The 24516-nt window shown below is 75.2% G+C and carries 25 protein-coding genes; 12 read left to right on the forward strand and 13 right to left on the reverse strand.

The features are described from left to right. The first annotated feature begins 178 nt into the window (after window positions 1-178). Window positions 179-1168 (forward strand): helix-turn-helix domain-containing protein, encoded by a 990-nt coding sequence (locus MJ876_RS00990; RefSeq protein ID WP_240234181.1) that lies wholly within the window; start codon window positions 179-181, stop codon window positions 1166-1168. Between the two features lie 15 nt (window positions 1169-1183). Here the strand turns inward: MJ876_RS00990 and MJ876_RS00995 are convergent, their stop codons facing one another. Next, window positions 1184-2104, reverse strand: coding sequence for a diacylglycerol kinase family protein (locus MJ876_RS00995; RefSeq protein ID WP_240234182.1), 921 nt, complete (start codon window positions 2102-2104; stop codon window positions 1184-1186). A 141-nt stretch (window positions 2105-2245) separates the two neighbouring features. Here MJ876_RS00995 and MJ876_RS01000 point away from each other — a divergent pair, with 141 nt between their 5' ends. After that, on the forward strand, window positions 2246-3529 hold the full coding sequence (locus tag MJ876_RS01000; RefSeq protein ID WP_240234183.1) for an adenylosuccinate synthase: 1284 nt from the start codon (window positions 2246-2248) through the stop codon (window positions 3527-3529). 22 nt (window positions 3530-3551) lie between these two features. Here MJ876_RS01000 and MJ876_RS01005 read toward each other — a convergent pair whose 3' ends face one another. From MJ876_RS01005 to MJ876_RS01015, 3 genes are all read right to left on the reverse strand, one after another. Then, window positions 3552-5330 (reverse strand): hypothetical protein, encoded by a 1779-nt coding sequence (locus tag MJ876_RS01005; RefSeq protein WP_240234184.1) that lies wholly within the window; start codon window positions 5328-5330, stop codon window positions 3552-3554. 3 nt (window positions 5331-5333) lie between these two features. Next, window positions 5334-7502 (reverse strand): protein kinase, encoded by a 2169-nt coding sequence (locus tag MJ876_RS01010; protein ID WP_240234185.1) that lies wholly within the window; start codon window positions 7500-7502, stop codon window positions 5334-5336. A gap of 109 nt (window positions 7503-7611) precedes the next feature. Next, on the reverse strand, window positions 7612-9849 hold the full coding sequence (locus MJ876_RS01015) for a serine/threonine-protein kinase (protein WP_240234186.1): 2238 nt from the start codon (window positions 9847-9849) through the stop codon (window positions 7612-7614). A gap of 122 nt (window positions 9850-9971) precedes the next feature. Between MJ876_RS01015 and purD the strand changes: the two genes are divergently transcribed. Next, on the forward strand, window positions 9972-11207 hold the full coding sequence (gene purD, locus MJ876_RS01020; protein ID WP_240234187.1) for a phosphoribosylamine--glycine ligase: 1236 nt from the start codon (window positions 9972-9974) through the stop codon (window positions 11205-11207). 29 nt (window positions 11208-11236) lie between these two features. Then, entirely contained in the window at window positions 11237-12664 is a 1428-nt protein-coding gene (gene purB, locus MJ876_RS01025) for an adenylosuccinate lyase (protein WP_240234188.1), read from the forward strand. Here the strand turns inward: purB and MJ876_RS01030 are convergent. Next, window positions 12661-13176, reverse strand: coding sequence for a hypothetical protein (locus MJ876_RS01030; protein WP_240234189.1), 516 nt, complete (start codon window positions 13174-13176; stop codon window positions 12661-12663). The two genes, purB and MJ876_RS01030, sit on opposite strands and share 4 nt — an antisense overlap. A gap of 108 nt (window positions 13177-13284) precedes the next feature. Here MJ876_RS01030 and MJ876_RS01035 point away from each other — a divergent pair, with 108 nt between their 5' ends. Beyond that, entirely contained in the window at window positions 13285-13896 is a 612-nt protein-coding gene (locus MJ876_RS01035; protein WP_240234190.1) for an antibiotic biosynthesis monooxygenase, read from the forward strand. A 79-nt stretch (window positions 13897-13975) separates the two neighbouring features. Here the strand turns inward: MJ876_RS01035 and MJ876_RS01040 are convergent, their stop codons facing one another. From MJ876_RS01040 to MJ876_RS01060, 5 genes are read right to left on the reverse strand one after another with little or no spacing between them, the layout of a single operon-like run. After that, window positions 13976-15433 carry an MFS transporter gene (locus MJ876_RS01040; protein WP_240234191.1) on the reverse strand — a complete coding sequence of 486 codons (1458 nt, stop codon included), beginning with the start codon at window positions 15431-15433 and terminating at the stop codon, window positions 13976-13978. A gap of 29 nt (window positions 15434-15462) precedes the next feature. Beyond that, window positions 15463-15804 (reverse strand): antibiotic biosynthesis monooxygenase, encoded by a 342-nt coding sequence (locus MJ876_RS01045; protein ID WP_240234192.1) that lies wholly within the window; start codon window positions 15802-15804, stop codon window positions 15463-15465. 9 nt (window positions 15805-15813) lie between these two features. Next, on the reverse strand, window positions 15814-16047 hold the full coding sequence (locus MJ876_RS01050; RefSeq protein ID WP_240234193.1) for a hypothetical protein: 234 nt from the start codon (window positions 16045-16047) through the stop codon (window positions 15814-15816). Further along, a complete protein-coding gene (locus MJ876_RS01055; protein ID WP_240234194.1) occupies window positions 16044-16799 on the reverse strand; it encodes a hypothetical protein in 756 nt (251 codons plus the stop codon). Before MJ876_RS01055 ends, MJ876_RS01050 begins: the two co-directional genes overlap by 4 nt. Continuing rightward, entirely contained in the window at window positions 16796-17569 is a 774-nt protein-coding gene (locus MJ876_RS01060; RefSeq protein ID WP_240234195.1) for a hypothetical protein, read from the reverse strand. Before MJ876_RS01060 ends, MJ876_RS01055 begins: the two co-directional genes overlap by 4 nt. A gap of 122 nt (window positions 17570-17691) precedes the next feature. Here MJ876_RS01060 and MJ876_RS01065 point away from each other — a divergent pair, with 122 nt between their 5' ends. The 5 genes from MJ876_RS01065 to MJ876_RS01085 all read left to right on the forward strand — a co-directional run bounded on the left by MJ876_RS01065 (window position 17692) and on the right by MJ876_RS01085 (window position 21287). Continuing rightward, complete coding sequence (locus tag MJ876_RS01065; protein WP_240234196.1) at window positions 17692-17979, forward strand: acylphosphatase; 288 nt, start codon at window positions 17692-17694, stop codon at window positions 17977-17979. Between the two features lie 97 nt (window positions 17980-18076). After that, window positions 18077-18979, forward strand: a complete 903-nt coding sequence (locus MJ876_RS01070; protein WP_240234329.1) for a phosphoribosylaminoimidazolesuccinocarboxamide synthase — start codon at window positions 18077-18079, stop codon at window positions 18977-18979. Between the two features lie 22 nt (window positions 18980-19001). Beyond that, window positions 19002-19445, forward strand: coding sequence for an SRPBCC family protein (locus tag MJ876_RS01075; protein WP_240234197.1), 444 nt, complete (start codon window positions 19002-19004; stop codon window positions 19443-19445). A 42-nt stretch (window positions 19446-19487) separates the two neighbouring features. After that, window positions 19488-21053, forward strand: a complete 1566-nt coding sequence (locus MJ876_RS01080) for a long-chain fatty acid--CoA ligase (RefSeq protein WP_240234198.1) — start codon at window positions 19488-19490, stop codon at window positions 21051-21053. A gap of 42 nt (window positions 21054-21095) precedes the next feature. Then, window positions 21096-21287, forward strand: coding sequence for a hypothetical protein (locus tag MJ876_RS01085; RefSeq protein WP_240234199.1), 192 nt, complete (start codon window positions 21096-21098; stop codon window positions 21285-21287). Window positions 21288-21294: 7 nt separating this feature from the next. Here the strand turns inward: MJ876_RS01085 and rsgA are convergent, their stop codons facing one another. Together rsgA and MJ876_RS01095 are read right to left on the reverse strand one after the other, a co-directional pair. Further along, the gene (gene rsgA, locus MJ876_RS01090) at window positions 21295-22254 is read right to left on the reverse strand and encodes a ribosome small subunit-dependent GTPase A (protein ID WP_240234200.1); all 960 of its coding nucleotides are present in this window, start codon (window positions 22252-22254) and stop codon (window positions 21295-21297) included. Window positions 22255-22427: 173 nt separating this feature from the next. Continuing rightward, window positions 22428-22937 (reverse strand): general stress protein, encoded by a 510-nt coding sequence (locus tag MJ876_RS01095; RefSeq protein WP_240234201.1) that lies wholly within the window; start codon window positions 22935-22937, stop codon window positions 22428-22430. 59 nt (window positions 22938-22996) lie between these two features. Between MJ876_RS01095 and purS the strand changes: the two genes are divergently transcribed. Further along, window positions 22997-23296, forward strand: coding sequence for a phosphoribosylformylglycinamidine synthase subunit PurS (gene purS, locus MJ876_RS01100; RefSeq protein ID WP_240234202.1), 300 nt, complete (start codon window positions 22997-22999; stop codon window positions 23294-23296). Beyond that, window positions 23293-23964, forward strand: coding sequence for a phosphoribosylformylglycinamidine synthase subunit PurQ (purQ, locus tag MJ876_RS01105; RefSeq protein ID WP_240234203.1), 672 nt, complete (start codon window positions 23293-23295; stop codon window positions 23962-23964). Before purS ends, purQ begins: the two co-directional genes overlap by 4 nt. Window positions 23965-23984: 20 nt before the next feature. On the opposite strand, the gene MJ876_RS01110 is transcribed toward purQ, so the two are convergent. Beyond that, window positions 23985-24431 carry a DUF3817 domain-containing protein gene (locus MJ876_RS01110; protein ID WP_240234204.1) on the reverse strand — a complete coding sequence of 149 codons (447 nt, stop codon included), beginning with the start codon at window positions 24429-24431 and terminating at the stop codon, window positions 23985-23987. Window positions 24432-24516: the final 85 nt, after the last annotated feature.

Raw genomic sequence — 24516 nt, forward strand, 5'->3', positions numbered from 1 at the left:
TCCCTGCTGGCGACTCCGACGCCTGTGCGCCGTGGCGATCCCATCCCCCGATGTCGACCACCTGACGTCCAGTCTCATCCCCCGCGGTGTGACCGGACATGTCGGCGTTGACGTAATTGTTCCACCCCATGCACTCTGTGAACTGGCTCAGAAAGGCCGCTGTCACTAAGTTGCCACCATGAGCGCGTCCCGGCAGCCGGTCCTCTCGGCCATCGGGGTGCCCGCCGCCGCTCAGCAGACGTACGAGCGGGTGCTCGGGCTGAGCGGCTCGCCGGTCGAGGTCATCGCCGGTGTCCTGGACGTCCCGGTCGGGGCGGCGCTGCGCGAGCTGGCGCCGCTGGCGGCCTGCGGGGCGGTCGTGGTGCAGGGCGACCTGGTCGTCGTCCGCACCCCCAGCGAGGTCGTGCACCACCTCCTGGCCGGCTGGGTGCGCGACCACGCGGGCGAGCAGCAGCGTCTCGAGGCCCTGACCGGCGCCATGGGCGCCCTGAACGCCTCCACGAGCCGTCCCGACGCCCGGGCCCAGGACGTCGTCGGTGCCCTGGACGGCGAGGTCTCCCGCGGGGGCAACCCGGTCGCGCTGCTCAAGGACCTCATCGAGCGGAGCACGGGCGACCTGCTGTGGTTCCGGCCCGACCAGTTCCGCCGGCCCCGGGAGGACGCGATGGCGGAGATCGTCGGCGCCGCGGTCCGGGGCGGTCGGTCGTCCCGGGCCCTCTACCCCGCCCGGGCGCTGCACGAGGCCCCCGACACCCTGCGTCGCCGCGCCGAGGTGGGGGAGGAGATCCGCATCGTCGCCGACCTCCCGACCCGGATGATCGTCATCGGCGGCACGCACGCCGTCCTGCCCGAGCCGCTCGGCCGCGTCGACGAGCCCCGGCTGCTGGTGCGGCAGCTGTCGGTGGTGCAGGCGTGCTCCCTGCTCTTCGACGCCTACTGGGATCGGGCGCTGCCCGCCCCGGGCCTGGAGCGCGGGGTGGCGCGACCCGACCTGCGACGGTTCGTGGTGCAGCAGCTCGCCGCCGGGGTCCAGGACGAGCAGATCGCCCGCGCGCTCGGCGTCAGCCTCCGCACGGTACGACGGCGCATCGCCGACATGATGGTCGAGCTGGGCGCCGACTCCCGCTTCCAGGCCGGGGTCGAGGCCGCCCGGCGCGGGTGGCTCTGAGACGGCCCGGGGCCGTCAGGCGTGGGCCGGCACCAGCAGCGTGTACGCCGCGGGCTCGACCCGCCAGGACCGCGAGCGCTCCGGGCCGTAGATCTCGCCGTCCGCGGAGCAGTAGAACTCCTCGCCCGAGATGGTCACCCGGGTGCCGCGGCGGTAGACGACGTCCTCGCGGTCGGTGTGGCGGCGCCGCACCAGGTCGGCGACGTACCCGAAGCGGGCGAGGGGGCCGATCGCGCGGGAGACCATGACGTCGACCTTGCCGTCCGCCGCGTCGGCGGCGGGCGTCAGGCTGGTGCCGCCGCCGACGGTGGCGCCGTTGCCGACGGCGACCATCAGGGCGGGCTCGTCGAGGTCGTTGACCGTGACCCCGTCGACCTCGACGTGGAGGCGCAGGAACGGGGGCTTGAACGCCGCCAGGGCCGCGCCGATGGGGTAGCCGAGCTTGCCCAGGTTGACCTTGCCCACGCCGATCACGCCCAGCCGCTTCTTCCAGCGGTCGCCGCGGCGGCTGGCCTGGGCACCGGCGCCGACGTGGACGTTGTTCACGACGACCTCGCCCACCTCGTCGACGATCAGGTCGGTCGGCCGACCGTGGCCGGCCAGGACCACCCGCGCGGCGTCCGCGGGCTCGAGGGGGATGCCGGCGTGGCGGGCGAAGTCGTTGCCGGTGCCGAGGGGCAGGATGCCCAGCGTGCTGCCGTGCAGCTCGTTGCGCCGGTAGAGCGCGGAGACCACGGCGTGCAGGCTGCCGTCGCCGCCGGCGACCACGATGCGGCGGGAGCCGGCGCGGTGCAGGACGCCGTCCAGCTCGCCGGGGCCGTCGGTCTCGGCGACCTCGACGGACGCGCTCGCCCGCAGGACGGACAGCGCCTGCTCGAGGTTCTCCTCGGCGGCGGTGCCCGCCCCCGAGTTCGTGATCACGAGCAGCGGCTCCACCCGGCGACCCTAGCGGCACCCGCACCGGGCGGTCCGGTGCCCGGGGGCTGGTAAGTTGTCGGCCGCACACCGGCGCCTCGGCGCGGGTCCGACAGGCCGGTCCGGAGGGCCGGACCGACGATCAGGGGGAGGCGGGACGCGATGCCCGCGATCATGATCCTGGGCGCCCAGTGGGGCGACGAGGGCAAGGGCAAGGCCACCGACCTGCTGGCCACCAGCAGCCGGATCGACTACGTCGTCCGCACCTCCGGCGGTCACAACGCCGGCCACACGATCGTCGTGGACGGCGAGAAGTTCGCGACCCACCTGCTGCCCAGCGGCATCATCACGCCCGGCGCGACCTGCGTCATCGGCAACGGCGTGGTGGTCTCCCCGGAGGCGCTGTTCCGGGAGCTCGACGGGCTGCTCGAGCGCGGCGTCGAGCTCGCCGACCTCGTCGTGAGCGCCAACGCCCACGTCATCGCGTCGTACCACGGGGTCATCGACAAGGTGACCGAGCGCTTCCTCGGCAAGAACAAGATCGGCACGACCGGCCGGGGCATCGGCCCGGCGTACGCCGACAAGGTCAACCGCGTCGGCGTGCGGGTGGCCGACCTCTTCGACGAGAAGATCCTCACCCAGAAGGTCGAGGCGGCCCTCGAGGTCCGCAACCACCTGCTCACCAAGGTCTACAACCGGCGCTCGATCGAGGTCGAGGCCGTCGTCGCCGAGCTCACGTCGTACGCCGAGCGCCTGCGGCCGATGGTCAAGGACACCTCGCTGCTGCTCAACCAGGCCCTGGACCGCGGCGAGACGGTGCTGTTCGAGGGCGCCCAGGCGACGATGCTGGACGTCGACCACGGCACCTACCCCTTCGTCACCTCGTCCAACCCGGTCGCGGGCGGCGTGTGCGTCGGCGGCGGCATCGGCCCCACCCGCGTCGACCGGGTCATCGGCGTCATCAAGGCGTACACGACCCGCGTCGGCTCCGGTCCGTTCCCGACCGAGCTGTTCGACGCCGACGGCGAGAAGCTGTGGAAGATCGGCGGCGAGGTCGGTGTCTCGACCGGCCGCGACCGCCGCTGCGGCTGGTACGACTCCGTCATCGCCCGCTACGCCACCCGCGTCAACGGCCTCACCGAGTTCTTCCTGACCAAGCTCGACGTGCTCTCGTCGTGGGAGCGGGTACCGGTCTGCGTCGCCTACGAGGTGGACGGCGTCCGCCACGACGAGATGCCGATGACCCAGGGCGAGTTCCACCGGGCGAAGCCGGTCTACGAGTACCTGCCCGGCTGGTGGGAGGACATCTCCGGCTGCCGCACCTTCGCGGAGCTCCCGGCGAACGCCCGGGCCTACGTGAAGGCCCTCGAGGACCTCTCGGGCGCCCCCTTCTGGGGCGTCGGGGTGGGCCCGGGGCGGGAGCAGACGCTCACCGTCCACGACTGAGCCCGTCGTTCCGGCCCGGACCTCACTGCGGGAGGAACGGGCGGTGGACGCTGCCGTCGAGCAGGCGCACGCTCGGCCGGGTGGGGCCGACCCCGAGTCGCACCTCGTCGGTCAGCGCGCGCAGGCCCGGCCCGCCGCGGGTCAGCACCTGCACGAGGAGCGCCCCGTCGTCGGCGACGCGGACGACGGCGAGGTCGTCGGCGCCGTCCCCGTCGGCGTCGGTGACGCCGGACGTCGGGACGTCACCCGGGCCGGGCAGCTCCCCGAGGTCGGGGCCGGGGCCGAGGGTGTCGCCGTCCAGCACGAACGACGTCACCGTCGCGCCCCCGGTGATCGGCACCAGGAGGACCTCGTCGGTGCCGTCGCCGTCGGTATCGGCGCCACGGAAGACGTGCAGCACGACCCCGCCGACCGTCCCCGACGGCGTCTGCCGACGGAACCGCGCGCCGTCGGAGACGAGGGGGACGAGGCTCACCTCGTCGGCGGCGGGGTCGCGGCGGACGAGGGCCAGGTCGTCGTCGCCGTCGCCGTCCAGGTCGGCGGGGACCAGCAGGTCGTCCGCCTGCGACCACGCCGGGTTCCGCGCCCACGGCCGGGCCGGCGACCGGGCGGCCCCACCCAGGTCGGCCACGCGGACCACGCCGTCGGGGCCGAGCAGCGCGGCCTCGTCGGCCCCGTCGCCGTCGTAGTCCCCGGCGACGGGGACCGCGCCCTGCCCGGCGTCCACCAGGGTGCCGGACCACCCGTCGTCCCCCCGCCCGGTCAGCACGAGGTCGGCGGGGTCGTCCCCGGGGGCCTGGTCGAGCAGCTCGAGGGTGCCGTCGCCGTCGGTGTCGGCGAGGAGGGGGAGCAGGTCGCCGACGGGCCCGACGCTGCTCTGCTGCAGCCCGTCGTCGGTGGAGCGCTGGACCGTCACCTCGGCCCGGCCGTCCCGTGCCCGGAACGCCGCCACGACGTCGCCGCGCCCGTCGCCGTCGACGTCCCCGGTGACGGCGCCCGCCGCCTCCGTCCCCGCCGCGCCCGAGCCCTCCTCGGAGGACGGGGTGTCCGGCGCGGAGGACGACGGTTCGCCGGGCGCGTCGGTGGAGCCGCCGGGGTCGCGGTCCGTGCCGGGCAGGACGCCCGCGACGGCCGCCGCGCCGAGCGCCACCGCGAGGACGGTCACCACGACGAGCAGCAGCGGAACCCAGCGGCGGCGCCGTCGCCCTTCCGCCGGGTCGTGCGGACGCTCGGGGGCCGGGGCCACGGCGGCGGGGGACGCCTCCTCGGGCTCCACGGTCGTCCCGGGTGCCTCCTCGGCCGGGAGGGCACGAGGCACGGCGGCGGCGGCCGGGAGGAGCGTGAGCAGGTCGGCGCGCAGCGCCCCGGGGTCCCGGTGCCGCTTGCGGGGGTCCTCGGAGGTGGAGCGGGCCAGCACCCAGCGCAGGCCCCGGTCGAGGTTCCGCTCGGCCGTGCTCGTGCCGCCGGTGGGGGGCAGCGGCGCCTCGGGGTCGGTGCTGCCCGCCAGGCAGGCGCGCAGCAGCAGGCCGGCCGAGCGGACGTCGTCCGCGACCGTCCCGCTGCCACCGTCCGCCGGGTCCTCGAGCAGCACCGACAGCTCGGACGGCGGCCCGTCGACGTCGCCGGACACGAGCACCGCCGACACGTCGAGCGCCCCGTGGGCGTCGGTGCCGGTGCGGGCGGAGAGGGCGTCGGCGACGGACGCGACGATGGCCACCGCGGTCGCCGGGGGCAGGGGGCCGCGCTCGACCAGCCGGTCGAGTCGGACGGGCGCGTCGGCGCCGGTGGGTCGGCGTGGCACGGGTCAGAGGCCGTTGCGGTCCACGGTGACGAACTCGTCCTGGCAGGTGGCGTCGCAGTCCCAGTCGGCCCACGAACCGGCGTTGCTGAACGACGAGCCGGACGACAGGTAGGCGTCGAGGCTCAGCCCGTTCGGCGTGCGGCGGAAGATCACGAGGTCCTCGGCCCCGTCGCCGTTCAGGTCGCTGGCCACGGGTCGCAGCGGTCGGGCGTCCGGGTCGTCGTCGTTGCTCCGCTCGCCGACGAACCACTTCTTCTGAGCCAGGCCCAGCTGCCCGTCCCGCTCCACGAAGTCCGCGACGCGGATGCGGCGGTTGGAGCGGCCGAGGTCGGTGAAGACGAGCTCCGCGGCGCCGTCGCCGTCCACGTCGCCCTGGACGATGTCGAGACCGTCGCTCTGCACCAGGCCCGTGATCTCGAGGTTGCGGGCGGCGTAGTCGAACGCCCCGTCGGCGTAGTCGAGGATCGTGATCTCCCCGGCGCCGACGGAGGCGTCCGAGCCGCGGATCTGCACGAGCTCGGCCTGGCCGTCGCCGTCGACGTCGCCCACCTCGAGACGGCCGTCGGCCAGGTCGTCCGGCAGCTCGGCCTGCTCCGGGACGGTGAGGCCCTCGTCGTCGCCGGTGGCCATCGAGACGAACACCCGGGAGACCTCCTCCTCCCCGGGATCGCCGAAGTCGGTGCTGGTGAGGTCGTCGAGGCCGTCACCGTCCAGGTCGCCCGCGTTGCCGAAGAACGCGCCCTCCAGGTCGCCCGGCTCCGTCTCCGTGGTCTCGCCGCTGGCGTACCGGACGACGATGAGGCCGCCCGCGCCGTACTCGACGAGGTCCGCGACACCGTCCCCGTCGAAGTCCCCGCTGACGGGGACACCGCTCTCGCTCGGGTCCTCGAAGGGCACCTCCTCCGGGTCGTCGGGGAAGGTCGTGCCCTCGGAGAGCCACCGCAGGCGGGTGGCGTCCGGGTTGTTCGAGCTCGTCTGGACCATGAGGTCGCCCAGGCCGTCGCCGTCGAAGTCGTTGCGCGTCGGCCCCGAGGGCCCGTCCTCGGCGCCGCCCGCGGTCTCGCTGCTCCCGCCGTCGGTGAGGGGGTCGACCTCCGGCTCGCCGCCGCCGCCCAGCACGGCCCAGGCCCCGCCGGCGAGCACGAGGACCAGGGCGAGGGCGGCCACGCCACCGAGGACGAGGCGGTTGCGGCCGCCGCCGGTCGTGCCGGTCGTGCCGGTCGTGCCGGTGGCGCCGGTCCGCGTCCCGCCCGGGCCACCGGGCCGGGCCAGGGTCGTCGGGTCGGCGGCGACGCCGATGCCGGAGCTGCCGGTGCGGTCGAGGGCGGTGAGGTCGGCGCGGAGGGCCTCGGCGGTGGGGTAGCGCTGGGCGGGGTCCTTGGCCATGGCGCGGGCGAGGACGCGGTTGATGCCGGCGGCGGTCTCGGAGTCCTCGAGGAGCTGGGGGACGGGGGCGTGCTGGTGGGCGAGGGCGACCTCGACGTCGGAGCCGCGGTAGGGGGCGGTGCCGGTGAGGCAGGCCCACAGCAGGCAGCCGACGGAGTAGATGTCGGTGGCGGGGGAGGCGGGGGCGCCCATGCCGCGTTCGGGGGCGAGGTAGCCCCAGGTGCCGGCGATGCCGCCGGCCTGGGTCATGGAGGAGCCCTCGGTCTGGGCGATGCCGAAGTCGCAGAGGTAGACGTGGGGTTCGCCGCGGGCGGCGGCGTCGGCGTCGCGCATGAGGACGTTGGCGGGCTTGACGTCGCGGTGGACGACGCCGGCGGCGTGGGCGTCGGCGAGGGCGGCGGCGATCTGGGCGCAGACCTGGGCGGCGAGGCGGGGCGGCAGGACGCCGCGGTCGCGGATGAGCTGGCCGAGCTCGCCGCCGGGGACGAGCTGGGTGACGATGTACGGCGAGCCGGGGGTGTCGGGGCCCGCGTGAGCGTCGGTGTGCTCGCCGTGGTCGTAGATGGCGATGACGTGCGGGGAGTCCAGGCGGGCGAGGGTGGCGGCCTCGCGTTGGAAGCGGACGCGGAAGCCCTCGTCGTGGGAGACCGCGCCGGACATGACCTTCAGCGCGACGCGGCGGTCCAGGACGGTGTCGGTGGCGTGGTAGACCACGCCCATCCCGCCCACGCCCAGCACCGAGTCGATCCGGTACCGACCGATCACGTCACCCACGTCGATCGCCATGCCTCGGCCTCCTCTCCCCGGGAGGGAAGTGAATCAGACCGAACCGGGGGTGCGTCGGAGGTCACGGGGTCCGTCGTGCACCGCGGCCCAGGAGGGACGGTCGAACGGCTCAGGAGCCGACCTCGTAGGGCCGGTGGACGCTGCCGTCGGGGATCTTGGCGGCGTAGAGCAGACGGTCGGACAGGTCCACGAGACCGACCGCCTCGTCGAGACCGTCGTCGCCCGCGCGCTGCACCTCGAGCGCAGTCGCCGGCCCGTCGTCCTCCCCGCGGACCAGCAGCAGGTCGTCGCGCCCGTCGCCGTCCACGTCGCTGGTGCCCACGGCCCGCACGGACTCGGGGGACGTCGACCCGGCCACGGCGCCCCACCCCGGTGCCTCGGTGACGCGGGCGTCGTCGTCGGCCGAGAACAGGCGGACCTGGGCACCGCCCTCGCGGGGGACCACCGCGACCTCGTCCACCCCGTCGCCGTCCGCGTCGACCGGTCGGAAGAACGCCCCGGCGAGGTCGGAGAAGACGGTGGACTCCGGGCCCGCCACGAGGTCGCCGGGACCGTCGGCGAGGAGCACGGTCAGGGTGATCGCGCCGTCCTGGAGGCCGCGGGAGCCCTGGGGCCGGACGACGACCACGTCGTCGTCACCGTCGGCGTCGACGTCTGCGGCGACCAGGAGGTCGGTGGTCGGGTCGAGGGCGCCCGAGTAGGCGACCTCCGCCGACCCGGCCCGGTCGCCGCCCAGCGCGAGCCGGACCTCCCCGCCGTCGACGCCCGGGGCCTCGAAGCCGCCGCCGTCCGGGTGGCCGAGCAGGGCGAGGTCGTCGGTGCCGTCGCCGTCGAAGTCGCCGACGATCGGGGGGACCCGAGCGCCGGCACCCGCCACGCTCCACGCGGGGGCACCGTTGACGGGATCCAGCGTCAGCGTGCCGTCGGGCTCAGAGGTGATCCCGACGTACTCCTCGACGCCGTCGCCGTCGAAGTCCCCGCGCAGCGGCACGTTCGCCGGGTCGAACCGCGCGTCGGTGAGGTCGGCGGGCGGGCCGGCCCCCGGCCCGCCGTCGTCGTCGGTGCCGGGCCACGACACGAGGACCGGCCCGGTCGGGCCGAGGCCCGAGACCGCCAGGTCGCCCAGGCCGTCGCCGTCGACGTCCCCGTGGACCTCGAGCACGCGTCCCGGGCCGGCGGCGCCGCCCGCCGGCCGGCCGGGTCCGGCGTCGGCCGAGGAGGCCCCGAGCACCGAGGCCAGGCCGACGCCCGCACCCACCCCGACGACGAGGAGGAGGCCGAGGGCGGCCGCGAGCACCCACCGCCGCCGGTCGTGAGGGGCCCGGCCGCCGGCGCCGCGTCCGGTCGCCACCGGGTCCGGGCGGGCGCCGTCCCGCGGGCGCCGCACCGACGTCCCGGGGGGCGCCACCGGCCGCGGGACGGGGCGGAGCGTCCCGCCGGCGTCGCGCGGCAGCGCCAGGAGGTCGGCGCGCAGGCTGGCCGCGTCGGGGTAGCGGTCGGCGGGGTCCTTCGCCAGGCAGCGTCGCAGCACGTGGTCGAGCGCGCGGCCGAGGTCGTCGTCCCACCCGAGCTGCGGGACCGGCGCCTGCTGGTGGGCCATGGCCACCTCGAGGTCGCTGTCCCCGCCGTACGGCGCGGACCCGGTGAGGCAGGCCCACAGCAGGCACCCGGCGGCGTACACGTCGCTGGCCGGGGTGGCGGGCGCGCCGCGGGCGCGCTCGGGGGCGAGGTACTTCCAGGTGCCGGCGACGACCCCGGTCGTGGTGAGCGGGTGCAGGCCGTCGCGGTCGTCGGCCGCGCCGGCGGGCACGGCGGTCTGCGCGATGCCGAAGTCGCAGAGGTAGACGTGGAGGTCGTCGGTGCGCACGGCGTCGGGGTCGCGGAGCAGGACGTTGGCGGGCTTGACGTCGCGGTGGACGACGCCCGCGCGGTGGGCGTCGCGCAGCGCCGAGGCGACCTGGGCGAGCAGGGCGACGGCGTGGACGGGCGGCAGGGGGCCGTGGCGGGCGAGGTAGCTGCCGAGGTCGCCGCCGGCGACGAGCTGCGTGACCAGGTAGGGCGAGCCGGGCTGGTCGTGGGCGGCGTCGGCCTCGGTGCGGTGCTCGCCGTGGTCGTGGATGACGACGACGTGGGGGGAGTCCAGGCGCGCGAGCGTGGCCGCCTCGCGGGCGAAGCGGGCGCGGAAGGTGTCGTCGCCGGCCGACACCCCGCCCATGACCTTCAGCGCGACCTCGCGGTGCAGGACGGTGTCGGTCGCGCGGTAGACCACGCCCATCCCGCCGCGCCCGAGCTCGCCGGTCAGCCGGTAGCGGCTCCCGACGAGGTCGCCGACCCGCGCCTGAGCCATGGTCCCCCCTCGGCTGCTCGCTGGTGTGTCGGGCGATCCTGCCCCACGCCGCCCGGTGAGGCACCCCCTCAGGGACCGCCGGCCCGCCAGGGGGTCCGCCCGGGGCCCTAGCATCGGGGCCCGTGGACGTCCTGGTGATCGGCGGCGGTGGCCGCGAGCACGCCCTGGCCCTCGCGCTCTCCCGGGACCCCGAGGTCGGGGACCTGCACGCGGCGCCGGGGAACCCCGGCCTCGCGCAGGTCGCGACCCTGCACCCCGTCGACGCGCTCGACCCGGACGCGGTCGCCGACCTCGCCGCCTCCCTCGCGGTGGGCCTCGTGGTCGTCGGCCCGGAGGCCCCGCTGGTCGCCGGCGTCGCCGACGCGGTGACCGCCCGGGGGATCCCCTGCTTCGGGCCCAGCGCCGCCGCGGCCCGGCTCGAGGGGTCGAAGGCGTTCGCGAAGGAGGTGATGGCGGCCGCCGGGGTGCCGACCGCCGGCGCGCACGTCTGCACCACGCCCGCCGAGGTGGAGGCCGCCCTCGACGCCACGGGGGCGCCGTACGTCGTGAAGGACGACGGCCTGGCCGCGGGCAAGGGGGTCGTCGTCACCGAGGACCGCGACGAGGCCCTCGCCCACGCGGCGGCCTGCTCGGGCGCGGTCGTGGTGGAGGAGTTCCTCGACGGCCCCGAGGTGTCGCTGTTCGGGCTCTGCGACGGGACGACCGTCCGCCCGCTGCAGCCCGCGCAGGACTTCAAGCGCGCCCTCGACGGCGACGCCGGCCCGAACACCGGCGGCATGGGCGCCTACTCGCCGCTCGACTGGGCGCCCGCCGATCTCGTCGACGAGGTCACGCGCACCGTCCTGCAGCCGACCGTCGACGAGATGGCCCGCCGGGGCACGCCGTTCTCCGGGCTCCTGTACGCCGGTCTCGCGCTCACCTCCCGTGGCGTGCGGGTGGTGGAGTTCAACGCCCGCTTCGGCGACCCGGAGACCCAGGTGCTGATGGCGCTGCTCGACTCGCCGCTCTCCGAGCTGCTGCACGCCTGCGCCACCGGCCGGCTCGCCGGGGTCGCCCCGCCGTCCTTCCGCGCCGGCGCCGCCGTCACCGTCGTCCTGGCCAGCCGCGGCTACCCCGCGTCGTCGTCCTCGGGCGACGTCATCACCGGCGCGGACGCCGTCCCCGCCGGGGTCGACGTCATCCACGCCGGCACCGCCACCACGCCGGACGGCGACCTCGTCACCGCCGGCGGGCGCGTCCTGGCCGTGACCGCGGCGGGCGGCTCGGTCGCCGCGGCCCGCGAGGCGGCGTACGCCGGGGTAGCCGCGATCTCGTTCCCCGGCGCCCAGCACCGCACGGACATCGCCGCCGGACGCTGACCCGCTCCGCCGCGACGGGTCGTGGGACCATGAGGCACGTGAGCGTCCCGAACGTCCTGGCCACCCGGTACGCCGGATCCGACCTCGCCGCGCTCTGGTCGCCCGAGCACAAGATCGTGCTCGAGCGCCGGCTGTGGATCGCGGTGCTGCGCGCGCAGCGCGACCTCGGCGTGGAGGTGCCGGACGGCGTCGTCGAGGCGTACGAGAAGGCGGTCGACCACGTCGACCTCGAGTCGATCGCCCGCCGCGAGCGGGTGACCCGGCACGACGTGAAGGCACGGATCGAGGAGTTCAACGCCCTCGCCGGCCACGAGCACGTCCACAAGGGCATGACGTCGCGCGACCTCACGGAGAACGTCGAGCTGCTGCAGCTGCGCGACTCGCTCGCGATGGTCCGCGACCGGGCGGTCGCGACCGCCGTCCGGCTGGCGCGCCTGGCCGCCGAGCACGCCACGACGGTCATGGCCGGCCGCTCGCACAACGTCGCCGCCCAGGCGACCACGCTCGGGAAGCGGTTCGCGACCGCGGCCGAGGAGCTGGTGCTGGGCGTCGAGCGCGTCGAGGACCTCCTCGGCCGGTTGCCGCTGCGTGGCATCAAGGGCCCGATGGGCACCGCCCAGGACATGCTCGACCTGCTGGACGGCGACGCCGCCCGGCTCGCCGGGCTGGAGCAGCGGGTGGCGGCCCACCTCGGCTTCGCACGCGTCCTGACCAGCGTCGGCCAGGTCTACCCCCGCAGCATCGACTACGACGTCCTGTCGTCGCTGGCCCAGCTGGTCGCCGGGCCCAGCAACCTCGCGACGACCATCCGGCTCATGGCGGGCAACGAGCTCGTCACCGAGGGGTTCGCGGAGGGCCAGGTCGGCTCGTCGGCGATGCCGCACAAGATGAACACCCGCTCGTGCGAGCGCGTGAACGGTCTCGCGGTCGTCGTCCGCGGCAACCTGTCGATGGTCGGTGAGCTGGCCGGTGACCAGTGGAACGAGGGCGACGTGTCGTGCTCCGTCGTCCGCCGGGTGGCGCTGCCCGACGCCTTCTTCGCCGCCGACGGGCTGTTCCGCACCTTCCTCACCGTCCTCGACGAGTTCGGGGCCTTCCCGGCGGTCATCCAGCGCGAGCTGGACCGCTACCTGCCGTTCCTGACCACCACGAAGGTGCTGATGAGCGCGGTCCGCGCCGGGGTGGGCCGCGAGTCCGCGCACGAGGCGATTAAGGAGCACGCCGTCGCGGTCGCGCTCGAGATGCGGGCCGGTCGGGCCGACAACGACCTCTTCGAGCGCCTGGCCGCGGACCCGCGCCTCGGCCTCGACCGGGCCGCGATCGAGGCGCTCGTCGCGGACCCACTGGAGTTCACCGGCGCCGCCGTCGCCCAGGTCGCGGCGGTCGTGGACCGCGTCGAGACCCTCGCGGCCCTGCACCCGGACGCGGCGTCGTACGACCCGGGCGCGATCCTCTAGCGACCCCCGGCCCAGGCGCGCGCGAGCCGTGTGGCCCGGCGCGCGAGCAGCGCGCCTGCGACCAGCCGGACGGAGGAGCCGTCCACGAAGGCCACCTCGAGACGCCCCTGCCACAGCCAGTGGCGCCGGTGGGCGACGTGCAGGACCCGCTCGCGGGGGACCGCCCAGTGCAGCACCGGGCTCGGGGCCACACGGACGACGGCCACCCGCCGGTCGGTGACGAGGAGCGCCGGGTTGTCCGAGGCCTCGACCGCGCGCTTGGCCGCCTCCGCGTCGCTGCCCGGGAACGAGCGCAGCGTCTCCCCGCCGACCATCCGCTCGACGGCGAGCTCGGCGCGGGCGCTGCTGAGGCCAACCCCGTCGAACCGCACCGACCGCCATCGCGGGTCCACCTGGCCGACCGCCCGCTCGGCCCCGCCGTGGTACATCACCCCGCCCACCGCCAGAGGCGTCTCCCCCGGGACGCAGAGCGTGGCGATGTCGTCGGCGAACAGCTTCAGCGTGTCGAGCACGTCGCCATGCTGCCCGCGGGCCCGGTGCGCAAACGCCGAGTCGGCCCGGACGCACGCGCTGGGGACGCCGAGTCGGCCCGAACCGGACCGTCGCGGGACCATGAGGTCATGTCGACCGCGCACGCCGGCCCTCCGGTCACCGTCGCCATCACGCGCCACGTGCCCGCCGGGCACGAGGCCGAGGTGGTGAGCTGGCTGACCGCCGGCATCAGCCTCGCCGAGCGCTTCCCCGGCTTCCTCGGGGCGGGGTGGGTGCGCCCGGACGTCGGCTCGCAGGACTGGCACATGCTCTACCGCTTCGCGGACTCCTCGGCGCTCGAGCACTGGGAGCACTCGCCGCAGCGCCAGTGGTGGCGCAGCTCCGGTTCGGGCCTCGGTGTCGTCGAGTCGCGGGTCGAGCGTCGTACCGGCATCGAGGGGTGGTTCGACGAGCCGGTCGAGACGACCGTGGACCAGCCGGCGCCCGCCGCGCCACCGCGGTGGAAGCAGGCGACCACCATCTGGCTGGCGTTCTTCCCGCTCAGCCTGCTCGTCGGGTGGGTGCTGTCGATCGTGCTGCCGGACCTGCCCATCGCGCCGCGGGTCCTGCTGACAACGCTGCTGCTCACCCCGGTCATGACGTACGTCGCGCTGCCGTGGATCACCCGGCGGCTCGCCTGGTGGCTCGCGGGGGAGCCGGCCCCGTGGCGACGGAGGGCTCGGGCCGACTCGGCGTCCTGAGGAGATGTGTTCGGGCCGACTCGGCGTCCTGAGAGGGTGCGTTCGGGACGACTCGGTGTCCTGAGGGGGTGGCGGGGCGCTAGCGACGACGCTCCGCGCGGAGGTCGACGTACGCGAGGACGAGGGCGACCGACAGGATCGCGGCCGCGGTGAGCAGGGCGGCGCGGAGGGCGTCGACGCCGCTCATGCCGGAGCCGACGGCGACCTGGTAGACGGTCATCAGCAGCGCGGCGCCGAGCGCCGAGCCGATGCGCTGACCGGTCTGGACCGCGCCGCCGGCCGCTCCGCCCATCCGCGGCGGCACCTCCGAGAGGGTGAGGGTGAGGTTCGGGGAGACGACCCCGCCGCCGCCGAGGCCGGCGACGAGCAGGGGCACCAGCACGACGACCAGCCACCACCCGTTGTCGAAGCCGTACGGCGCCAGCAGCGCCACGGCGACCACGCCGGTGATGTTGACGGTCAACGCGATCACCGTGATGCGGCGGTGCATCCGGGAGACCAGCCGGCCCGCGACGGGCGAGGAGAAGGCCGAGCCGATCGCGAACGGGGTGATCACCAGCCCCGACATCAGCGCGGTGAGCCCGAGCGACTCCTGGGTGAAGACCGACAGCACGAGGAAGATCCCCGTGAAGCCGGTGAAGTAGATGGTGCCGACGGCGATGCCGTTCGCGTAGCCCGGGACCTGCCGCAGCAGCGTCACGTCGAGCAGCGGGGCGTGCCCGCGGCGGACGGTGCGGTGCTCCCACCAGACGAACGCCGCCAGCAGGATCGGGACGCCGGGCAGCAGGGCGAGCGGCAGCAGGGCGCCGCCCTCCAGCGACACCAGGGGGTACAGCAGGCACAGGACGCCGCCGCCGAGCAGCAGCGCACCCGGCAGGTCGAGCCGCACCGGCCCCGAGCCACCGGGTGGTCTGCCTGGCACGAGACGGGCGACGAAGACCATCGCGACCAGGCCGATCGGGACGTTGACGAGGAAGATCGCCCGCCAGCCGAGGTCGGGCCCGAGCAGCGCGATGATCACGCCGCCGATCAGCGGGCCCAGCGCCGACGAGACCGACACCGTGAACCCGAAGAGGCCGAAGGCACGGCCCCGCTCCGGCCCCCGGAAGAGGTCCTGGATCAACCCGGAGTTCTGGGGGGTCAGCAGGCCCGCGGCGGCGCCCTGCAGCAGCCGGGCGGCCACGACGAGCTCGACGTTCGGTGCGAAGCCGACCAGCGCGCTGGAGGCGATGAACGCCGCCAGCCCGACGATCATGAGCCGTTTGCGGCCGAACGCGTCGCCGAGCCGGCCGCCGCTGACCAGGGTGAGCCCGAACGTCAGGGCGTAGCCCGACACGATCCACTGGGCCGTGCCCGCGGAGGTCTCGAGGCCCGCGCGGATCGAGGGCAGCGCGACGTTGACGATCGTGACGTCGAGCAGCGACATGAACCCGACGACGAGCGCGACCGCGAGTATCCGCCAGCGTCGGGGGTCCGGCTCGGTCGTGTCGTCCTCCCGCCCGCCGTCCTTCGCGAGGTCGGCGTCGGCGGAGGTCACGGGTCCAGGGTGCCCGGCCGGTGGGAGGGTCAGTCCTCCAGGTCCTCCCACGGCTCGGCGTCCTCGTCGTACGGCGCGACGTCGAGGACGACCTCGAACTCGAGCAGGTCCGACCCGGTGCCGACCGGCTTGGCGCGCTCGCCGGAGTGCGCGGCGCGGCCCTGGCCGCCCATCCACGCCTCGAACGCCGCGTCGTCGACCCAGTGGGTGACGATGAAGTACCGCGTCTCGCCCTTGGTCGGGCGCAGCATCTGGAAGCCGAGGAAACCCTCGGTGCTCTCGATCGTGCCGGCGCGGGCGCGGAAGCGCTTCTCGAGCTCGGCCCCTCCGCCCTCGGGCACGTGGATCGCGTTGATCTTCACCACCGACATGGCGCCAGCCTACGGCGGGCCCACGGTGCGGTCGGCCCGCGACGCCCCGCGCCGCGCGCGCTCCCGCCGCGCCTCGTCGTACGACGGGTGCTCGCGGCGCTCCCGCTCGATCACGGCCCGCTCCGCCGCCAGCGCCGACACCGTGGCGGCGGTCCGTTCCCGGGCGCGCGCTGCCGCCTCCCGCAGCCGCGCCCACGCCTGGTCGGGACCCAGCGCGGCCGGGCCGAGGCCACCTGCGCTCACGCGAACCCCACGCCGGCCACGTCGTCCATCCGGGAGGCCGCGGCGTGGTGGCTGCCCACCGCGACCGCCTCGGCGGCGACGGCGGCCGTGTCGAGGCCGACCTGGACGAGCGCCATGACCTCGGCGCAGGTCTCGGCCGCGCGGACCAGCCGGAGCACGGCCGACCGGATCCGGTCGAGCATCGCGAGGATCCGCGCCACGTCGGCGGGCAGGGTCACGCCCGCCAGGGCGGTCCCGACCGGACCGGCGAGCAGCTTGACGCCGAGCATCACGACGACGTCGTCGATGACCGACAGGGCCGCGCACACCGTCTCGGCGGTGGCCGTCGAGACCGCGAGGACGTGGCCGAGCTGCTCGGCGACGATCCCGGCCGCCTCCGCCTGCCGGGCCGCCGTCTCCGCCAGGGTGGCCAGCCCCTCGCCCGCGGAGGCGCGGGCGCCGCCCTCCCAGACGCCGGGCAGCTGGCCGGCGAGGTCGGTGTGGTTCGCGCCGACGGCGCCGAGCGCCTCGGCGACCTGCCGCCAGCCGAGCTGCATCGAGGCCAGGGCCCCGGGGTCGCCGGCCAGGGGCTCGAGCGCCTCCGCGACCAGGTCGTGGCCGGTCAGCGAGCGCACCGCCCAGTCGACGAACCGGACGGTCCACCCCGCCTCCTCCCGCAGCGTGTCGAGGTAGCCCGCCGTCGACACCTCCGGGGCCGCACCCGAGACGGCGGACCCGGCGTCCCACCGCTCGCTCACGGCCGCGGCGCTCACGCGCCCGCCCCGGCGACGACGCGGTCGTAGGCCGCGGCGTCGTCCTGCGCGTCCGCGCCGGCGGTCATGGACGCACCGAGGGCGTCGACCGCGCCGACGGCCTCGTCGACGGCGTCGGCGAGGTCCCAGCCCGCCCCCAGCGCCTGCGCGAGGGGTCGGTGCTCGCCGAGCCGACGGGCCGCCCCGTCGTCCTCCGACCCCACGTCGTCCTCCGACCCCACCCCGGCGCCGGGGTCGCCGGTGTCGCCGGGGTCGCCGGGGTCGTCGGGCTCTGGGGGCTCCGAGGGCTCGTCGGCCGCGAACACGTCGGAGGCGCCGGTGTCGAGCCCCAGCACGTCGTCGAGCGGGACGGGGGAGCCGCCCGGGCCGGCCAGCGCGCCCGGGACGGCCGACGGCAGGCACGCGCCGAGCCCGACGTGCGTCTCGACGGGCGCCACCGGGACCAGGTCGTCGGGAAGTCCCGGGAGCAGCTCGGCGAGCCGCTCGACGACGCGGCGGGCCAGCGCGTCGACGTCCGCGAGGTCGTCGGCGGTGTCGCGGGCCGCGCCGCCCCACCGCCGGGCGGCCCGGGCGCTGCGGTCCAGGCCGTCGCAGGCCGAGCCGACCGCGGTGGCGTAGACGGCGCCCAGGCCGGCGACGGCGCCCCGGAAGGCGTCGTACCGGGTGCAGACGTCGTGGACGTAGCGGGTGACGTCGCCGGTGTGGGTGGCCTGCCGCTCGGCCACCTCGGCGGCGCCGGCGATGCCGGCGTAGGAGCAGGCGAGGTCCATCGGTCCTCCTCGGGCCAGGGTCGCGGCCCGGGTCGGCCGCGTGCCCCCACCCTGCGTCCGCCGCACCGTCCCCGCACCCGCGCGCGGCCCGTCCTGTGCAGGGCGCGTGGCAGGCTGCGCCTGTGGACGGGAAGCGGTCGGTCCGGCTCCGTGTGACCGGGAGGGTCCAGGGCGTCTCGTTCCGGTGGGCCACCGAGCAGGAGGCCCGGCGGCTCGGTGTCGACGGCTGGGTCCGCAACGAGCCCGACGGCTCGGTCGCGGCGTACGCCGAGGGGCCGGTCGAGGCGGTCGACGCTCTCGTCGCCTGGGCCCACGAGGGCCCGCCGCCGGCCCGGGTCGAGGCCGTGACGGTCGACGACGTCGAGCCCGAGACGGACGTCGCCGGTCGCGGGTTCCGCACGACCGGCTGAGCCGGCTGGGCCGGCCGGGTCGCGCGGACGGGATACTGGGCCCGTGGCCGACCCCCAGACGCCCCGTCCGTCCGCCGGCGACCCCCTCGCGCACGGCATCCCGCCCGCGCCGACCGTCGACGGCGCCACGCACCTGCACTCGGGCAAGGTCCGCGACCTCTACCGCCTCGAGACCGGCGCGTACGCGGGGCACCTGCTGATGGTGGCCAGCGACCGCATCTCGGCCTACGACCACGTGCTCAGCCCCGGGATCCCCGACAAGGGGGAGATCCTCACGCGGATGTCGCTGTGGTGGTTCGACCAGCTCGCCGACCTCGTGCCCGGGCACGTCGTCAGCAGCACCGACGGGGTCCCCGAGCACCTGCGCGGCCGCGCCCTGGTGTGCCGGCCGCTGACCATGCACCCGGTGGAGTGCGTGGCGCGCGGCTACCTCACCGGCTCCGGGCTCGAGGACTACCGCGCCACCGGCGAGGTCTGCGGCATCGCCCTGCCGCCCGGCCTGACCCAGGCCTCCCGGCTGCCCGAGCCGATCTTCACGCCCGCGACGAAGGCCGCGCTCGGCGACCACGACGAGAACGTCTCCTTCGAGGCCGTCGTGGCCACCGTCGGCGCGGCCACGGCCGAGACCCTGCGCGAGGTGACCCTGGCCGTCTACGCCCGAGCCGAGGGCATCGCCCGCGCTCAGGGGATCCTGCTGGCCGACACGAAGATCGAGCTCGGCACCGACGACTCGCACGCGAGCGACCCGGGGCGGCTCACCCTGGGCGACGAGGTCCTCACCCCCGACTCCTCGCGCTACTGGCCCGCCGACGCCTGGGAGCCCGGCGTCACCCCGCCGGCGTACGACAAGCAGGTGCTGCGCGACTGGCTCACCGGGCCGGAGTCGGGCTGGGACCGCACCGGCGAGGCGCCCCCGCCGGAGCTGCCGACGCACGTCGTGGACCTGACGCGGCAGCGCTACGTGGAGGCCTACGAGAGACTGACCGGACAGCGGTTCTGACGCACGAGACAGGGAGATCCGGATGGGGTTCACGCTCGAGGTCGACGTCGCCGCACCGCCCGAGGCGGTGCAGGACTACTTCGCCGACCCGTCCCTGCGGCCCGACTGGCAGTCGAGCCTGCGGCGCATCGACCGCCTGCCCGGGCCCGGTCGCGGCGTGGGCGCCCGCTGGTACGACGTCACGCTGGTCGGCGCCAAGCCGCTGATGCAGGTGACGGTCGACGAGCCCGGTCGCGCCTGGTCCGAGCGCGGCGAGTGGCGCGGCCTCGTCGCCCGCCTGGACATGACGTTCACCCCGACCGAGACCGACGGCCGCCCCGGCACGCACGTGGTCGCCGTCGTCGACGTCGACGCCCCCGGCTGGCGGATGCCGATCGGCCTCGGCATCCGGATCGTCGGCCCCCTGGGCGTCCGGGCCGACCTGAAGGCCGCCGCCCGCGCGATCGAGCGTCGTACCACCGGGTAACCGTCGCGTGACCAGGGTCACCCGGGCCCGTAGGGTTCGCCCATGACGAACCTCTCCCGCCTGCTCGAGGACACCGCCGCGTCGTACCCGGATCGCACCGCGATCGTCATGGGCGACACCCGTCTGTCGTACGCCGAGGTGCAGGGCGCCTCGAACATGGTCGCCAACGTCCTGGTCGACCGGGGCATCAAGCCGGGCGACAAGGTGGCGCTGACCTGCCCGAACATCCCGTACTTCTCGATCGTCTACTACGGCATCCTCAAGGCCGGCGCGACCGTCGTCCCGCTCAACGTGCTGCTGCGGGGCAAGGAGGTCGCCTACCACCTCGACGACTCGGACGCGAAGGCCTACTTCTGCTTCCAGGGCACCGAGGAGCTGCCGATGGCGGAGGCCGGCAAGGCCGGGTTCGACGCCACCGACGGCTGCGAGCACTTCTTCGTCATCACCGCGGACCCGGCGGCGGACTCCCCGATCGAGGGCACCGAGACGCTCGGCCGGGCGATGGCGCAGGCCTCGCCGCAGTTCGACTCGGTCGACGTGGACGACGACGAGACCGCCGTCATCCTCTACACCTCCGGCACCACCGGGAAGCCGAAGGGCGCCGAGCTGCGCCACCGCAACATGCGGGACAACGCCCTGGCCGGCCAGAACATCTTCGGGGCGAACGTCGACGAGCCCGACACGTTCCTGTGCGTGCTGCCGCTGTTCCACTCCTTCGGGCAGACCGTGATCCAGAACGCCGGGTTCGGCTTCGGCGGCACCGTCGTCATGCTGCCGCGCTTCGAGGCGCACGCCGCGCTCAAGCTGATGCTCAACGAGGGCGTCACGTTCTTCGCCGGCGTCCCGACCATGTACTGGGGCCTGCTCGGCGCGCTCGACGAGTCCCCGGTGGACGTCTCCAGCCTCGCCGAGAACCTCCGCGTGGCCGCCGCGGGCGGGGCCGCCCTCCCCGGCGAGGTGCACAAGGACTTCAAGGCCAAGTTCGGCGTCACGATCCTCGAGGGCTACGGCCTCTCGGAGACCTCGCCGGTGGCGAGCTTCTCGCCGTGGGGCGAGGAGCCCCGCGTGGGCTCGATCGGCCGGCCGATCGAGGGCGTCGAGATGAAGCTGATCGACCCGGACCCCGGCAAGCGCGAGGACCTCCCCGAGGGCGAGGACACCGTCGGCGAGATCGCCATCAAGGGCCACAACATCATGAAGGGCTACTACAACCGCCCCGAGGCCACCGAGGAGGCGATCGTCGACGGGTGGTTCCGCTCCGGCGACCTCGGCCGCAAGGACGCCGACGGCTTCTACTACATCGTCGACCGCTCGAAGGACATGATCATCCGGGGCGGCTTCAACGTGTACCCGCGCGAGATCGAGGAGGTGCTGATGAGCCACCCGGCCGTCTCGCTGGCCGCGGTCATCGGCGTCCCCCACGAGTCCCACGGCGAGGAGATCAAGGCGTTCGTCATCCTGAACAAGGACACCGACGAGACCCCCGACTCGCTCAAGGCCTGGGCCAAGGAGGAGATGGCGGGCTACAAGTACCCCCGGATCATCGAGGTCGTCGACGAGTTCCCGATGACCTCGACCGGCAAGATCCTGAAGCGCGAGCTCTCCTGAGCCTCGCCCGAGGGCCCCTGTGAGGCCTGCGAGGATGGGCCCGTGACCGTCGCGCACTGGTTCGGGCTCACCCTCGCGGCCATGATGCTCGCCTTCGGCGGCGTCGCGGCCCTCCAGGGGCTGGGGTACGTCGGGGGCCCGCTCGCCGACTCCCGCGGCGCCGCGGGCTTCGGCTCGGCGCTCGCGGGTCTCGGGGTCGCGCTCGGGATCGTGGTGCTGCAGAACCGCCGCTAGGTCGGCCTCAGGGCCGCTGCCGCCCCCGCGACTCCCGGGTCACCCGCTTCCACTCCTGCAGCTTCGCTGCCCGCGCGGCCGGGTCGGTGCGGCGGTGGAGGTAGGCCAGCTCGCGCTGCGCCGCCCGCCACCCCTCGAGCCGACGCGGCGACAGTGCGCCGTCCGCGACGGCGCCGGTGACGGCGCACCCGGGCTCGGTGTCGTGGGCGCAGTCGGCGAACCGGCACTCCGCGGCGAGGTCGGCCACGTCGGCGTACACGGTCGCGACGCCCTGCTCGCTCGCGTGGAGGTCGAGGTTCCTGACGCCCGGCAGGTCGAGCAGGGTCCCGCCCGAGCCCAGGCGGAAGAGGCGCCGCGTGGTCGTGGTGTGCCGGCCCTCCCCGTCGGCCCGGACCTCGCGGGTCGCCTCGTCGAGTCCCTCCAGCGCGTTGAGCAGCGACGTCTTCCCCGCCCCCGAGGCGCCCAGCATGGTCGCCGTCGTCCCCGGGCCGAGCCGGGAGCGCAGGGCGTCGAGCCCCCGGCCGTCGACGGTGCTCGTGAGGAGCACCTCGACCCCCGGCGCGGCGTCGCGGGCCCGCTCGAGGCGCGCGTCCGGGTCGTCGGCGAGGTCCGCCTTGGTGAGGACGACGAGCGGTGTCGCGCCCGAGTCCCAGGCCATGATCGCCATCCGCTCCAGCGCGCCCTCACGCTGCCCGTGGTCGGCGGGCGCGACGAGCAGGACCAGGTCCACGTTGGCGGCGAGCACCTGGAGCTCGTGACCGTTCGGGTCCGGGCGGGTCAGCTGGGTACGCCGGGGGAGGACCTCGACCAGTCGCCCGTCGGCGACCACGACCTCGTCGCCGGCGACCGGCGTCAGCGCGAGGCCGGGCGCGAGGCGGACCGGCTGCGAGGCGCCGTCGGCGCCGAGCACCTCCGCCGTCCGACCGTGGACGACGACGACCGTGGCGCGCTGGGTGGTGTCGGGCATCGCCTCATCGTGGGGCGGTGGTCGCCCGGCGCGCGACCGGTTTTCGGTGGCGACGACGAGGCCGTGGGCACCGGGCCCACGAAGTGCCGACCTGGCCCCCGAAGCTTCGGGGGCCAGGTCGGGGTTTCACCAGCCGGCTGGTGAAACCCGAGGCAGGAGAGACCCCTGAGGTCTCAGCCGAACGGGTTGGCCGTGCCGCGCCCGCCGGGGAGCGTGGCGAGCACCTCCTGGGCGCGGGTGAGGAGCTTGTGCTCGACGAGCACCTCGTAGCGGGTGGCGACGATCGTGGAGACGCTGGAGAAGTCGCGGCGGCCGCGGGTGGCGGCGTAGCCGATGAGTGCCCAGATGACGCCGAACGCCATGCCGAACAGGGCGGCGGCGATGATGACGCCGAACACGTTCTCCTCGCCGAACAGCGAGAAGATCAGGCCGATGAACAGCCCGAACCAGGCGCCGCTCAGCGCGCCGGCGCCGGCGACCTTGCCGCTCGTCAGGCGGCCGGTGATCCGCTCGACCTGGCGCAGCTCGGTGCCGACGATCATGCAGTTCTCGACCGGGAACTCGTTGTCCGAGAGGTGGTCGACGGCGCGCTGGGCGTCGGTGTACTCGTCGTAGACGGCGAGCGACTGGGGGAACTGCAGGTTCAGCGCGGCGGCGGAGCGGGGACCGGACGAGGTGGACATGCCTCCATTGTGCCCAGCCGGGCTGAGGGCTTGCTGAGCGTCGCCCTAGGCTGTCGGCCATGGTCGCGCCCCTTGTGACGGTCGTCGTCGACGTGATGCCCAAGCCGGAGATCCTCGACCCCCAGGGCAAGGCCGTCTCCGGCGCGCTCGCCCGCCTCGGTTTCGCCGGCGTGGACGGCGTCCGCCAGGGCAAGCGGTTCGAGCTCCTGCTCGAGGCCGACGCCGACGGCTCCCTCGGCGCCGAGCGGCTCGCGGAGGTCGAGCAGATGGCGGCCACCCTGCTGTCCAACCCGGTGATCGAGGACTACCGGGTGCACGTCGAGCAGGCCGTCGCGCAGACGCAGGGGGTGGACGCGTGAGGGTCGGCGTCGTCACCTTCCCGGGCTCCCTCGACGACGTCGACGCCCAGCGCGCCGCCCGCATCGCGGGCCACGACGTCGTCGCTCTGTGGCACGGCGAGGCCACGCTGTCCGGCGTCGACGCGGTCATCCTGCCCGGTGGCTTCTCGTACGGCGACTACCTGCGCTGCGGGGCCATCTCCCGGTTCTCCCCGGTGATGGGCCCGCTGGTCGAGGCCGCCACCGACGGCATGCCCGTGCTCGGCATCTGCAACGGCTTCCAGGTGCTGTGCGAGTCGCACCTGCTGCCCGGGGCCCTCGTCCGCAACGACCACCAGCGCTTCGTCTGCCGCGACCAGACCCTCGAGATCCGCAACGCCGCCACCCCGTGGACGGCGTCGTACGAGCCGGGCCAGCGGGTCGTCGTCCCGCTGAAGAACGGCGAGGGGTCCTACGTCGCCGACGAGGCCACGCTCGACGTGCTCGAGAGCGAGGGCCGCGTCGTCGCGACGTACGTCGGCGCGAACCCGAACGGCTCGCTGCGCGCCATCGCCGGCATCACCAACGTCGCGGGCAACGTGGTCGGCCTGATGCCGCACCCGGAGCACGCGGTCGAGGACCTGTGCGGTCCCGGCACCGACGGGCTCGGCTTCTTCACCAGCCTGACCGCGGTCGCGGCCGCGCTGTAGTCGGCGCGCGGCCCGGCGAGTCAGCCGACCGGCGGACCCACCAGCAGGGCGACGCCCGTCAGGGCGGCCACGGCGACGACGCCGACGCCGAGCCCCTGTGCGGGACGGCGGACCAGCCACGCCGCGGGCCGCTCCAGCGTCCCGGTGGGGCGCTCGGTGGCGAGGCGCCAGCTCGTGCCGAGGTGGCCGCGCCGCTCCGAGCGGCGGTCGAACCACAGGGTGACGAACGGCGGGACCGCCGAGACGAGGCCGAGCAGCGTGCGACCGACGGGCCAGCGCTGGTCGAGGGCGACGACGACGGTGGTCAGGCAGTAGGCGATGAACGCGACGCCGTGCAGCATCCCGCCGACGCTGACGACGGCGTCGGTGGTGCGGGTGACGTACTTCAGCACCATCCCGACGAGCAGCAGGGCCCAGGTGAGGGCCTCGGTGACGGCGACGACCCGGAACAGGCGAAGCGGGCTCATGACCCGATCATCCCCTGCGGCCGATGGGGGGTGAGGCCGCGGGGGATGACGGGGGTCCGTGCGAGCGAGCCGGGTCACAGAGCGG

The organism is Nocardioides sp. CFH 31398 (assembly GCF_022436705.1).
Lineage (GTDB): Bacteria > Actinomycetota > Actinomycetes > Propionibacteriales > Nocardioidaceae > Nocardioides.